The sequence below is a fragment of the Ruegeria sp. O5 genome, from assembly GCF_056535105.1.
Genome location: NZ_JBQERN010000001.1, coordinates 597,828 through 610,494, shown reverse-complemented (window position 1 = coordinate 610,494; position 12,667 = coordinate 597,828). Strand labels below are relative to the sequence as shown.

15 protein-coding genes are annotated in these 12,667 nt (G+C 59.0%); 9 read left to right on the top strand and 6 right to left on the bottom strand.

From position 1 onward, the window contains the following. Positions 1-65 precede the first annotated feature (65 nt). The gene (tyrS, locus tag ACR0M3_RS03015) at positions 66-1,319 is read right to left on the bottom strand and encodes a tyrosine--tRNA ligase (RefSeq protein ID WP_267363943.1); all 1,254 of its coding nucleotides are present in this window, start codon (positions 1,317-1,319) and stop codon (positions 66-68) included. Positions 1,320-1,625: 306 nt separating this feature from the next. Here tyrS and ACR0M3_RS03010 point away from each other — a divergent pair, with 306 nt between their 5' ends. Beyond that, positions 1,626-2,720 carry an anhydro-N-acetylmuramic acid kinase gene (locus ACR0M3_RS03010; protein WP_480909848.1) on the top strand — a complete coding sequence of 365 codons (1,095 nt, stop codon included), beginning with the start codon at positions 1,626-1,628 and terminating at the stop codon, positions 2,718-2,720. Between the two features lie 27 nt (positions 2,721-2,747). On the opposite strand, the gene ACR0M3_RS03005 is transcribed toward ACR0M3_RS03010, so the two are convergent. Further along, positions 2,748-3,524 (bottom strand): extensin-like domain-containing protein, encoded by a 777-nt coding sequence (locus ACR0M3_RS03005; RefSeq protein ID WP_480909647.1) that lies wholly within the window; start codon positions 3,522-3,524, stop codon positions 2,748-2,750. Positions 3,525-3,614: 90 nt separating this feature from the next. Further along, a complete protein-coding gene (locus tag ACR0M3_RS03000) occupies positions 3,615-4,034 on the bottom strand; it encodes a cupin domain-containing protein (RefSeq protein ID WP_480909644.1) in 420 nt (139 codons plus the stop codon). Positions 4,035-4,119: 85 nt separating this feature from the next. On the opposite strand from ACR0M3_RS03000, the gene ACR0M3_RS02995 reads away from it, so the two are divergent. From ACR0M3_RS02995 to ACR0M3_RS02960, 8 genes are all read left to right on the top strand, one after another. Continuing rightward, the gene (locus ACR0M3_RS02995) at positions 4,120-5,538 is read left to right on the top strand and encodes a protein adenylyltransferase SelO (RefSeq protein WP_480909642.1); all 1,419 of its coding nucleotides are present in this window, start codon (positions 4,120-4,122) and stop codon (positions 5,536-5,538) included. 296 nt (positions 5,539-5,834) lie between these two features. After that, entirely contained in the window at positions 5,835-6,539 is a 705-nt protein-coding gene (locus ACR0M3_RS02990; protein ID WP_267364547.1) for an endonuclease/exonuclease/phosphatase family protein, read from the top strand. An 83-nt stretch (positions 6,540-6,622) separates the two neighbouring features. Then, the gene (locus ACR0M3_RS02985) at positions 6,623-7,036 is read left to right on the top strand and encodes a Fur family transcriptional regulator (RefSeq protein WP_209503686.1); all 414 of its coding nucleotides are present in this window, start codon (positions 6,623-6,625) and stop codon (positions 7,034-7,036) included. 135 nt (positions 7,037-7,171) lie between these two features. Further along, complete coding sequence (locus ACR0M3_RS02980) at positions 7,172-8,050, top strand: DMT family transporter (protein WP_480909640.1); 879 nt, start codon at positions 7,172-7,174, stop codon at positions 8,048-8,050. Positions 8,051-8,186: 136 nt separating this feature from the next. Next, positions 8,187-9,464, top strand: coding sequence for a phosphopyruvate hydratase (eno, locus tag ACR0M3_RS02975; RefSeq protein ID WP_480909639.1), 1,278 nt, complete (start codon positions 8,187-8,189; stop codon positions 9,462-9,464). 48 nt (positions 9,465-9,512) lie between these two features. Further along, a complete protein-coding gene (locus ACR0M3_RS02970) occupies positions 9,513-9,665 on the top strand; it encodes a hypothetical protein (RefSeq protein ID WP_480909636.1) in 153 nt (50 codons plus the stop codon). Then, on the top strand, positions 9,665-10,054 hold the full coding sequence (locus ACR0M3_RS02965; RefSeq protein WP_480909633.1) for a GNAT family N-acetyltransferase: 390 nt from the start codon (positions 9,665-9,667) through the stop codon (positions 10,052-10,054). Before ACR0M3_RS02970 ends, ACR0M3_RS02965 begins: the two co-directional genes overlap by 1 nt. 140 nt (positions 10,055-10,194) lie before the next feature. Then, positions 10,195-10,359 (top strand): hypothetical protein, encoded by a 165-nt coding sequence (locus tag ACR0M3_RS02960; RefSeq protein WP_480480564.1) that lies wholly within the window; start codon positions 10,195-10,197, stop codon positions 10,357-10,359. Here the strand turns inward: ACR0M3_RS02960 and ACR0M3_RS02955 are convergent. The 3 genes from ACR0M3_RS02955 to mazG are packed head-to-tail and all read right to left on the bottom strand — an operon-like array spanning position 10,356 to position 12,664. Beyond that, positions 10,356-10,805, bottom strand: coding sequence for a GNAT family N-acetyltransferase (locus tag ACR0M3_RS02955; RefSeq protein ID WP_480480566.1), 450 nt, complete (start codon positions 10,803-10,805; stop codon positions 10,356-10,358). The two genes, ACR0M3_RS02960 and ACR0M3_RS02955, sit on opposite strands and share 4 nt — an antisense overlap. Next, complete coding sequence (locus ACR0M3_RS02950; protein ID WP_480538025.1) at positions 10,802-11,743, bottom strand: nucleoside hydrolase; 942 nt, start codon at positions 11,741-11,743, stop codon at positions 10,802-10,804. The genes ACR0M3_RS02955 and ACR0M3_RS02950 overlap by 4 nt, the downstream gene beginning before the upstream one ends. A 54-nt stretch (positions 11,744-11,797) precedes the next feature. Next, positions 11,798-12,664, bottom strand: coding sequence for a nucleoside triphosphate pyrophosphohydrolase (gene mazG / locus ACR0M3_RS02945; protein ID WP_480909847.1), 867 nt, complete (start codon positions 12,662-12,664; stop codon positions 11,798-11,800). Positions 12,665-12,667 lie beyond the last annotated feature (3 nt).

Sequence of the window (12,667 nt, the reverse complement as noted above, 5' to 3'; positions counted from 1 at the left end):
AAAATAGATACGGCCACCCAATCGGGTGGCCGTTTCCTGCTTTGCAATCAAAGGTGAAAGGGGCGTCAGCCCAGTTGCACCAATGCGTGGCGTTTCTTGCCTGCACTCAGCTTGATCGGGGATGACAATGCGCCCGCGTCGATCATCAAACCTGCATCCGTCAGCGGAGCGTCGTCCAGTTTGGCCCCGTTTTCAGCAATCAGGCGCTTGGCCTCTTTGCCGGATTTGGCGAGGCCTGATTTGACAATGATCTGCACGATGGACATGCCGTCGCCCAGCTCGTCCGCGCTGAGGGTCAGGGTGGGCAGATCGTCTCCAACGCCACCTTTTTCGAACACTTCACGGGCCGTGGCTTCGGCCGTTGCCGCAGCTTGCGCCCCGTGGAGAAGGGCTGTCACCTCATTGGCGAGGCGGATTTTGGCCTCATTGATCTCGGACCCGGCAAGCGCGCCAAGACGGTCACATTCATCCACCGGCAATTCGGTATAGAGCTTCAGGAACCGCCCGACATCCGCATCGGTGGTGTTGCGCCAGAACTGCCAGAATTCATAGGGCGAGCGCATCTCGGCGTTCAGCCAGACCGCGCCATCCTGCGATTTGCCCATCTTCTTGCCGTCGCTGGTGGTCAGCAGGGGTGAGGTAAGGCCGTAGATCTCGTGATCCAGCACCCGGCGGGTCAGGTCGATACCGTTGACAATGTTGCCCCACTGGTCGCTGCCGCCCATTTGCAGAACACAGCCATAGCGGCGGTTCAGCTCCAGAAAGTCATAGGCTTGCAGGATCATGTAGTTGAACTCGAGAAACGACAGCGACTGTTCGCGATCCAGCCGGGATTTCACCGATTCAAAGCTGAGCATCCGGTTGACCGAAAAATGCCGCCCGATGTCGCGCAGGAAATCGAGGTAGTTCAGATCATCCAGCCATTCGGCATTGTTCAACATCAGCGCCTTGTTTTCGGCGTCAGTGTCGTAATCGATATAGGCCGCGAACACCTTTTTGATGCCTGCGATGTTTTCGTCGATCTGTTCGGGACCCAGCAGGGGGCGTTCATCCGCGCGGAACGAGGGGTCGCCCACCTTGGTGGTGCCGCCGCCCATAAGGGTGATCGGCTGATGACCGGTCTTCTGGAACCAGCGCAGCATCATGATCTGGATCAGACTGCCCACATGCAACGACTTGGCCGTTGCATCAAAGCCGATATAGGCCGGCTTGCACCCACTGATCAGCGCGTCGTCAAGGCCCTGATAATCGGTGCAGTCGGCGAGGAAGCCGCGCTCGATCATCGTGGCGATGAAATCCGATTTGGGGTGGTAGGTCATATCGTGCCCTCGGGGTTTGTGTTGCGGGGCACTGTATAGGCGGCGCTGCGGATGAGGAAAAGCCACCTTTTCACTCTAAAAGCGCGTGCCGTGATTTGCGCGCGCACCTTGATGGCCGGGGTGTTGATCCTGAAGCGCGACGTCGGAAAAAAACCGACGCGCCCAATCAGAAGGCTTGCCAAGGCGGCATAACAAAAGCACCTTGACCAAGCTGCAACCCAGAGGTGAAGTCCGGAAACCCCGGGCACGGCGGAAACATTGCCAGATCAGGAGGCAGGCGTGGGCCAAACCATCAAGAAACACGGAATGGTTCGGGCATTGGGCGCGATGTCCGGTACGTCGCTGGACGGGGTGGACGCTGCGGTAGTGGAAACCGACGGGCATTCCATCGCTGGATTCGGGAAAAGCGGTTATCGCGCCTATACCGAAGCCGAACGCGAAATTCTGCGGGCGGCTTTGGGGCAATGGCACGGCCCGCAAGTCGATGCGGCAGCTGAGATGGTGACCTTTGCCCATGCCGAGGCGCTGTCCGAGTTTGAAGATGTAGACCTGATCGGCTTTCACGGCCAGACGCTGGCGCATGAACCGCGCGGGCGCGGGACATTGCAGGTGGGCGATGGTCTTGGTCTGGCGCAGGCTTTGGGGCGCCCGGTGGTTTGGGACTTCCGAAGCGATGACGTGGCGATGGGGGGCGAGGGTGCTCCGCTGGCGCCGTTTTTTCACTTTGCTTGCGCCAAGTGGTTTGGTGCGGACCGCCCGTTGTGCTTTCTGAACCTGGGCGGTGTTGGTAATCTGACCTATGTGGACCCAAGCTTTGATGGTCCCGAGGCGCCGGGGGCGCTGCTTGCCTTTGATACGGGGCCGGCGAATGCACCGGTCGATGACCTGATGCAGGCCCGGCTGGGGCAGCCGATGGACCGGGATGGAGCAGTTGCGCGCAATGGCACCGTCGAAATGGGTGCGCTGGAGCTGTTTCTGGCTGAGCCTTTCTTCGCACGCATGCCGCCCAAGTCGCTGGACCGGAATGATTTCTCTGAGATGATCGATCTGGTGAAAGAACTGGGTGACGCTGACGCGGTGGCGACCCTGACCGGGATGTGCGCAGCGGGGGTGGTGCAGGGGATGGAACACTGTCCGCAACCGCCGTCTTGCGTGCTGGTTACAGGCGGCGGTCGGCGCAATCCGGTGTTGATGGAGATGCTGCGCGTGTCCCTCGACTGCCCGGTCGAACCGGTCGAGGCCGTGGGGCTGGACGGTGACATGCTCGAGGCGCAGGCTTTTGCCTATCTGGCCGTGCGCGTGGCGCGGGGATTGCCAACCTCGTGCCCCGGAACAACCGGGGTGAAAGCACTGGTGGGCGGCGGCATGGTCAGTTCAGTGAACGTTCAACCGGTGGGTTGAGGCTACATCCTGGTACTGGCTAACGCGTTATCGACACACAGGTTTGCCACTGCGTCGGGCTGTGTCGAAGTGAAAATGCCCTTTGTGATACCGGTCAGCATCAGGACCAAGAACAGTTCCGAACAGGCCACAGGCTCCGCTGTGCAACTCTCGCAACACGGCGCTTTGATCGGTATCGCTCCACCCGTCCTGAACGGTGATCTGCGTTCCGTCCTGCAACACGAAGGTCGAGATATCGATGGCCCGACCCCGCGCATGTTCGGAAATGCGCGCATAGGGCTGGCTGTTCTGCGTCTTGCAGGCATAGTGGCCAACAACGCGCATCCCCTTGAGCCCACCACCCAGATCAGCGAAGACGGGTTTGGCGACGTTTTCGATCCACGTTTTCAGCGTGACAGCTGTCTGACAGTCCATCAGCGAAAACTGGCTGAGCGCAATGTCCGAAATTCTGTAAATCCGGACCGGGTTGGCGATGCCGCAACCCAGCGCTTTTCCAGCCAAAGACGCGCGGGTTTCGCCCAGAATGGTCCAGTCACCACAGACCGCGCCGCGGTCGCGCATACGCTGACGACCCACTTCAAACTGGCGGAACTTGCAAGGGCGCAGCGCAGGGCGTTTCGAGATCAGCACCGCAGGTTCGACAGCCGCGGCAGGTTCGATGTGTTCGGTTGCGACTTCCTCCTCCAGATCGGGTAGCGCCAATTCGGATGAGAGGGGGGATTCTGCACAGGAGGTCTCGGCGTTTGCAAGACCGGTGCTTGCGAACAGTAGCAGATGGATCAGAAAGATGTGTTTCACAATCACCCGATGCTCCGTTGCCTGCGGTTGCGTTTACAGAATGATAAATGCGTAACTTTCTGTAAACTCACCTTTTCAGAGCATCCCCAGCTCAACCTATCCCCGAGGGATATCAAACCCAGGTTCTGCCAGTTGGAACCCATCGAATTGAAATCCGGGAGACACTGTACAACTGACCAGCGTGTAATCACCGGTGCAGCACGCGGCCTGCCAATGGCCGGTGGGAACAATCAGTTGCGGTGCGCCCCGAGACAAATCGGGTGACAGCACATGGTCAACCGCCGGGCCCTTGTCTGTTACGCTCAAGGACAGGATTAATGGCGCGCCCGCGTGGTAGAGCCAGATCTCGGTCGCGTCGACCCGGTGCCAGTGGCTGCTTTCCCCCGCCTGCAGCAAGAAGTAGATGCAGGTGCCGGTCGGGCGGCCCTTGTTTTCGGCGCGCCAGGTTTCCGCGTACCAGCCGCCCTCGGGGTGAGGTTGCAGGTTCAGGCGGTCGATAATCTCTTGTGCGGTCATGTGGCCCTCGTGTGTTTGGCGCGATTATGCACGGCAAGGTGTGATCCGCTATGGTATTCGTGCGCACGGGGAATATGTTTGCCGTATGACACTGACCATTCCTTTCGATAACTCATATGCCCGCCTGCCGGACGCGTTTTTTGCGCGACAGAAACCGGCGTCTGTACGCGCGCCCAAGTTGATCGCGTTAAATGATGATCTGGCACGGCTGTTGCAGGTCCATCCGGGCGACGTGCAAGAGATGGCGGAAGCCTTTGCAGGTAATCGCATCCCCGATGGTGCGGACCCCATCGCGCAGCTTTATTCCGGGCATCAGTTTGGCCAGTACAACCCGCAGCTTGGGGACGGGCGCGCGGTGCTGTTGGGCGAAACTGTCGGAACGGATGGTGTGCGGCGGGATGTTCAGCTGAAAGGCTCGGGCCCGACGCCGTTTTCGCGTCGCGGCGACGGCAGGGCTTGGCTGGGTCCGGTTCTGCGCGAATACGTGGTGTCCGAGGCGATGCACGCGCTGGGCATCCCCACAACACGCGCACTGGCGGCGGTAGAGACCGGTGAAACCGTGTTCCGGGAGGGTCCGATGCCCGGTGCGGTGCTCACCCGGGTTGCAACCAGCCATTTGCGAGTAGGTACCTTTCAGGTCTTTGCCGCGCGGGGGCAGTTGGACAATCTGCGGTGCCTGACAGACTACGCCATCGCGCGCCACTATCCCGGCGTCGAAGGGCCAATGGGCCTGCTGCGGGCCGTTCGGGATGCGCAGGCCCGCCTGATCGCTTGGTGGATGAGCGTGGGCTTTATCCATGGGGTCATGAACACCGACAATTGCTCGATCGCGGGTGAGACCATCGATTATGGCCCCTGTGCCTTCATGGACGTTTATCACCCCAATACGGTCTACAGCTCGATAGATCGGATGGGCCGTTATGCCTATGCCAACCAGCCAGATATTGCAGTGTGGAATCTGGCGCAGCTGGCAACCTCACTGATCCAGCAGATGGACAACAAGGACGCCGCTGTTGAGGAGGCGACCGAGATCGTGCATGCCATGCCGGACCTGCTGCAACAGAACTGGTTGGTCCGGTTCCGGGCAAAGGTCGGACTGACGACCGCTGAAGAAGGCGATCAGGCGCTGATCACCGATCTGCTAAAACGCATGGCCGAGGGGCAGGCTGATTTCACCAACACCTTCCGCGCGCTGGGCAAAGATACCGCGCGCGATCAGTTTATCGACCCGCAGGCCTTTGACAGCTGGGCAGAGGGCTGGCGTGCTCGCTTGGCACGTGAGGCGTCACCGCATGACGTGATGACCGCAGCGAACCCGGTCTTTATTCCGCGCAATCACCGGGTCGAGCAGATGATCCAATCAGCGGTGGCGGGGGATTACCGGCCGTTCCATCGGCTGAACGCCGTCCTCGCGCGGCCTTACGACGATCAGGCAGATGCGGAGGATCTGAAACGGCCCCCGACCGATAACGAGGTCGTGCACGCCACGTTCTGCGGTACGTGACGGCCAAATATCTTTGGTACTCTTTCGGTGCGGTATGGTTTCGCTGGGAGGGGCGAATTGTTTTGTCCGGTCTAAATCGGTGTTGGATGCGCTGAAACTGCGGCACTTCCGTCCTGCCGCTCCCGGATGAATTGAGGGGAAACCCATTTGTTTCCGGCCGCGTCACGTGCCGGGTTTTTAAGCGATATACCATGCCAAGGCGACTTCCCCGGTTGCCGTTGCTGCGAATTGAAACTGAAGGGTTGCGTCCGGCGACAGGCGTGTCACTTTGGGTCAAGCCCACTGGTCAGATCTATATGCAGTCATCTTCCACCCTTCGCATTGCCAGCTATAACATTCAGAAATGCCTCGGGCTGGATTTCCGGCGCCAGCCGCAGCGCATTTTGCAGGTCATCGAACATATGCAGGCCGATATCGTTGTGTTGCAGGAGGCCGACAAACGTCTGCCGCCGCGCCCGGCGGCCCTGCCGCATTTCATGCTGGATGAAGCGGGGTGGCAGATCGTCGATCTGGGCGGTGCCGGTAGTCTGGGCTGGCATGGCAACGCGGTGATCTGGCGTGGCGAGGGCCTTTCGGTCCGGCGGACCGGACATCACGAATTGCCCGGGCTTGAACCGCGCGGCGCGGTCCGTGTCGAATTTGATACCCATATCGGGCCGTTGCGGGTGATGGGTATGCATCTGGGGCTGTTGCCTGCATCGCGACGTCAGCAGATCTCGCATATCAGGCGGTTTGATAAAGAGCTGGAGCAGATGCCGACTGTCTGGGCGGGGGATTTCAACGAATGGTCCCGACAGCCGATTCTGGATCACCTCGCGCCGGAAATGCGTTTCCTGCCCCCCAAGCCAAGTTTTCCCGCCGCGCAGCCGCTGGGCGCGCTCGATCGGATCGCGCTGGGCGCGGGCGTCAGGGCCACTGCGCATGGTGTCCATGACGCGCGCCCTGCACATATCGCATCGGATCATTTGCCAGTCTGGGCTGATTTGGCGCGCGTGGCTTAACTTCAACGGAAAAGAAGAAATCCCTGTGGCGCAAAGTGCGCAGACATACTAAGACAGACACCCGAGCAATTCTGAGGGGCATCATGTCGGAAACGATTATTGGACGTTGTGAGGCCAAGGGTCTGCGCATGACCGGTCAAAGAAGGATCATCGCGCAGGTATTGGAACAAAGCGACGACCATCCGGATGTCGAAGAACTGTACGCGCGTGCTTCTGCCATCGACACAGGCATCTCGATTGCGACGGTGTATCGTACGGTCAAATTGTTCGAAGAGGCCGGAATTCTGGAGCGTCTGGAGTTCGGCGATGGGCGGGCCCGTTACGAGGATGCCGAGCGCGATCACCACGATCACCTGATCGACATGCAGTCGGGCGAGGTCATCGAATTTGTCGATCCCGAGATCGAAGCCCTGCAGGAAAAGATCGCCGCCAAGCTTGGGTACAAGCTGAAAGGGCATCGGCTGGAACTGTACGGCGTACCGCTCAAGCAGGAGTGATCCATCACAAATCGCGAACGGCCCCAACACGTTAATTCATTGAACGTGTCGGGAATTGGCTTGCCAGACGTCGCTGGTTGCGGTTCATGTGCCCGGACACTGCACCCCAAGTACCCTTTTCCTGTGGACGCGCGCATGAATAACGTAAACGGCATCCTTTTGCTGATCGGCTCGATGGCGGCCTTTTCGCTTGAGGATATGTTCATCAAGTTCCTGTCGGGCGCTGTGCCGACCGGTCAGATCATGGTGTGTCTGGGTGTGTTCTGCGGGATTGTCTTTGCGGTGATGTCGGTGGTCACCCGCAAACGCATCTTCGATCCCGTGGCGTGGAAACTGCTGCCGATGCTGCGCGCAGGGACAGAAGGCTTCGGTGCCGTGACCTTTGTCACCGCGCTGTCGCTGATCGATCTGTCCACTGTCGCCGCCGTGTTTCAGGCCATGCCGCTTGCCGTGACCATGGGCGCGGCCCTGTTTCTGGGAGAGCAGGTCGGCTGGCGCCGCTGGAGTGCCATTGGTGTCGGCTTTGTCGGTGTTCTGATGATCATTCGCCCTGGATTGGAAGGATTTCAGCCGGACTCGCTGTTTGTCGTTCTGACCGTGTTTGCGATTGCGGCGCGTGATCTGATAACGCGCAAGCTGGATGTTCGGGTGGCCTCATCGGTTGTGGCGATGCAGGCGTATATCGCAGTGGCGCTGGCCGGGTTGCTGTTGATGGTTGTTTCAGGAACACCCTTCGTGCCGGTACAAAGCGGCCAGGCAGGTCCGTATCTGGGGGCGATCGGTTTTGGTGTTCTAGGGTATTACGGCATCGTCACGGCCATGCGGGTTGGCGAGGCTTCGGCCATGATGCCGTTTCGCTACACGCGACTGGTTTTTTCGATCCTTGCCGGAATGCTGATGTTCGGGGAACGCCCTGATGCGCTGACAATGGCTGGGGCGAGCCTGATCATCGGATCTGGCCTGTATACCTTTATCCGCGAACGACGACTGGCGCGCAATCTGGTCCCGGCGTGAACCTGTTGGCGCAAACAGCAAACTGTTAGCCCTAAAGGTCGGTAAATATGCGTGTTAGCGATAACGGAACCGGTTTACTTTTGGCCGGTTGCTGTTATGACGCGTGCAACCGACTGCAGCCATAGGGACAGACCTCATGAGCACCATTATTGACATCCACGCGCGCGAAATTCTGGACAGCCGGGGCAACCCGACAGTCGAGGTCGACGTGATTCTGGAAGACGGCACCATGGGCCGCGCCGCCGTACCGTCCGGTGCGTCCACCGGCGCACATGAAGCCGTTGAAAAACGCGACGGCGACAAATCCCGCTATTTGGGCAAAGGGGTTCTGGAAGCCGTGGCCGCCGTGAACGGTGAAATCGCTGAGGAACTGGTGGGTTTTGACGCGACAGAGCAAGTGGCCATTGATCAGGCGATGATCGAACTGGACGGAACCAATAACAAAGGCCGTCTGGGTGCCAACGCCATTCTTGGCGTCTCGCTGGCCACCGCAAAGGCGGCAGCCGATTTCACCACGCAGCCCCTTTATCGCTACGTCGGTGGCACCTCGGCCCGCGTGCTGCCGGTGCCGATGATGAATATCATCAATGGCGGCGAACACGCTGACAACCCGATCGACATTCAGGAATTCATGATCATGCCAACCTCGGCTGCGAATATTCGCGAAGCCGTGCGCATGGGGTCCGAAGTGTTCCACACCCTGAAGAAAGAGCTGTCGGCTGCCGGTCTGGCCACCGGTGTCGGTGACGAGGGCGGTTTTGCCCCGAACATCGCCAGCACCCGCGAGGCGCTGGATTTCATCCTGAAATCCATCGAAAAGGCGGGCTACAAACCGGGTGAAGAAATCCATCTGGCTTTGGATTGCGCGGCGACGGAGTATTACAAGGACGGTAAATACGTTTTGGCGGGCGAGGGGATCACCCTGACGTCCGAGGAAAACGCAGCCTATCTGGCGGCGCTGGTCAATGACTATCCGATCATCTCGATCGAAGACGGCATGTCCGAGGATGACTGGGACGGCTGGAAAGCCTTGACCGACGCCATCGGCGACAAGGTGCAGTTGGTGGGCGACGACCTGTTTGTGACCAATCCGGCGCGCTTGGCCGAAGGGATCAAGCGCGGCTGCGCGAACTCGATGCTGGTCAAGGTGAACCAGATCGGATCGCTGACCGAAACCCTGCGCGCCGTCGATATGGCGCACCGTGCGCGTTACACAAACGTGATGTCGCACCGTTCGGGCGAGACCGAGGATGCCACCATTGCTGATCTGGCGGTGGCGACCAATTGCGGTCAGATCAAAACTGGCTCGCTGGCGCGGTCGGACCGGTTGGCCAAATACAACCAGTTGATCCGCATCGAAGAATCGCTGGGCGAGGTTGCGGAATACGCAGGCGCGTCGATCCTTCGCAAATAACGCACTTGGTGCTAGGCTGGCCCCTGGGTTTAATCCGGGGGTCGCATTGTGCTGAACATCATCGAACCGGAAACGCCGGACCAGTTTGAAGCGGTTCGGCGTTTGTGTTGGGATTACAGGGATTTCCTGCTGGCGCTGGATGAAAGAACCGCCCAGATCGTTCAGGCGCCTTCTACCCAAGCGAAAAATACACCCGTGTAATGGACAACATCGACGCGGAACACGCGCCGCCGAACGGTGGGATCAAACTGGCATTGCTGCATGGGGAACCGGTCGGCTGCGGCATGTTTCACACGTACGAGCCTGGTGTGGCTGAAATCAAACGCGTATTTGTAACTGACGCAGCAAGAGGGACAGGCGCAGGCTGTGCCATCATGCTTTCGCTGATCGAAATGTGTCGAGATCTTGGGTTCGACTATATTCGAATGGACACCGGCAAACCCCTGGAAGCGGCGACTCGGTTATACCTGTCTTTGGGCTTTCACCTGCGCGACGCCTATTACCAAACTCCTGAAATCGCACGTGACCACCTGCTTTTTTTCGAGATGCCGCTATTTGAGAATGACACGCGCGGGCCTGAGAAAAGTTAGAGTTTTCAGGGATATATCCGTCTGTTTTGGAGGTTTTTGACAATAAAAATGTGGCTTATCTATTCTTATGTGTGAACTTGTTACTTATCACGTCCACACCGAATGCCGTAGTTTGTCTTCATTGCAGAAAGGAGACTACGATGTCTGTATCCAAATTCCTTCTGATAATCGCCACAACGTCCATCACAGTATTGTCCGCCTGCGCGGGTCCGGGAACGTATCCGATAACCGGAGAACAGGTTTCGTCGAATGACCCGGTTCAGGACATGAATCCGGCAAATATCTTCCGCGGCGAGTCGCGCTAAAGTACCTTGCTCATCAGCATATACCTGTCACGTTGTCTGAACCCGGTGCGCAGATAGAGCTTTTGGGCAGATTCATTGTTTCGGTCGACTTCCAGATGAAGAGCCATCAGGCCTGCCCCGGCAAGAGCTTTGGGCAGGTCCAAAAGAACCTCGGTGGCAATGCCGCGGCCCCGAACGGCGGGGCGTATATAGATCTCGTCCACGAAACCGTCCATGCCGCCGAACTCGACTGACCAGCCAAAGGTCAGGATGATATATCCCAAAGGCGCGCGCCCGGGTCCGATCAGATAGACACAGCCATGAGGGATGCCATCCAGCATGGGGGCGAGGGCATTGCGTGTCTTGTCGGCGTCCTGTGTCAGCCCGGCCTCTGTATGAAAGGCGGTGACCAGCGTCATAAGGCGATCCAGATCTTCGGGGCGCGCAAGGCGGAGGGCGGCGCTCATAATCTGGCCAGCCTTTCTGTCAGCAAGGTGAAAAAGCCGTCAGCGTCGATTTCCCCCATGAACAACGCATTTGGTGCGCGGTTGGTGACACCCCACCAATCCGCAACGGTCATGCCCAGGGTCAGGTCGGACCCTGTTTCAATCTCGACATTCACGTGGCGACCCGAAAACAGCTCGGGGCGGATCAGATAGGCGGTGACGCAAGGGTCGTGCAGGGGGGCGCCTGCGCTGCCGTATTTCTCTTTGTCGAAGCGTTCAAAGAAATCCGTCATCTCGGCCACGGCATGTCCAACCTTGCTGTCCAATGCGCGGAACGCGTCGTTTCGTGATTTGGTCACCAGCGCTTTGTGTGTGACATCCAATGGCATGACAACGATTGGCCTTCCGGATTTAAAAACGATATCAGCAGCTTCTGGGTCGACATAGATGTTGAATTCAGCGGTGGGGGTGATGTTGCCGACTTCGAAATATGCCCCACCCATCAAGACGATTTCCTGCACGCGGTCGATAATATCGGGGGCTTTGCGAAATGCAGTCGCGATGTTTGTCAGCGGCCCCAGTGGACACAGGGTCACCGTCCCAGATTCTTCAGAGCGCAGGGTGTCGATGATGAAGTCCACAGCGTGACCTTCAGCCAAGGGCATCTGCGGATCCGGCAGGACCGGGCCATCCAGCCCGGTTTTTCCGTGCACATGTTCTGCGGTTACAAGCGGGCGGTTCAGCGGTTTGTCGCAGCCCGCATAAACCGGCACATCCGTACGTCCGGCCAATTCACAAACGATTCGGGCGTTCTTGGCCGTGAGGGCGAGCGGGACGTTGCCCGCGACGGCCGTGATACCCAGAACCTCGATCTCGTCCGGGCTGGCCAGCGCCAACAGTATGGCGACGGCGTCATCCTGTCCGGGATCGGTGTCGATGATGATCTTGCGAGGGGGCATTGGCGTCTCCGGGGGTCGTGAAGGTGGGACACTCGCAAGTGTCGGATCGCTTGTCTACCCGTTTCTGGTCGCCGCCAGTGCATCCGCCGGCGGGAGTTTGCCGTTGGCGCGATGCTCTTCCGTTTTGACCTCGTCCCAAAGCGCATCCATCTCGGCCAGATCGCTTTGCGTGAGGGTCTTGCCCCGTTCGGCCAGCCGGGCTTCGACCTTTTCAAAGCGACGGGTGAACTTGGCATTGGTGCGACGCAGGGCGGCTTCGGGTTCGATGCCAAGATGACGGCCCAGATTGACCATCACGAACAGCAGATCGCCGAACTCGTCTTCCAGCGCGTCGGCATCCATTTTGTCGCGCGCCTCTTCCAGTTCGGCGGCTTCTTCGGTGATCTTGGCCAGCACATGGCTGGCGTCAGGCCAGTCGAACCCCACCCGAGCGGCACGTTTTTGCAGCTTATGCGCGCGCAACAGGGCGGGCAGGTTTGCGGCCACACCGTCCAGTGCACCTTTTTGTTCTTTGCCCGCCCGCTCGGCGGCTTTGATGGCTTCCCAATCTTTGGTTTGCTGGTCGGCCGACTTGTCACGGGATTCATCGCCAAACACATGCGGATGGCGGCTGACCATCTTGTCGGACATGGTGCGCACCACGTCCTGAAAAGTGAAATGTCCTGCTTCTTCTGCCATTTGGGCGTGAAATACGGATTGAAAAAGCAAATCCCCCAGCTCTCCCTTAAGCTCGTCAAAGGCTTCGCGTTCGATGGCGTCCGCGACCTCATAGGCCTCTTCGATGGTATAGGGGGCGATGGTTGCGAAATCCTGTTCGATATCCCACGGGCAGCCGGATTGCGGATCGCGCAGGCGGCGCATGATTTCCAGCAGCCGTTCGATACCTGCATTGCTGTCATGGATCAGAGGATTTTCAGCCATTGC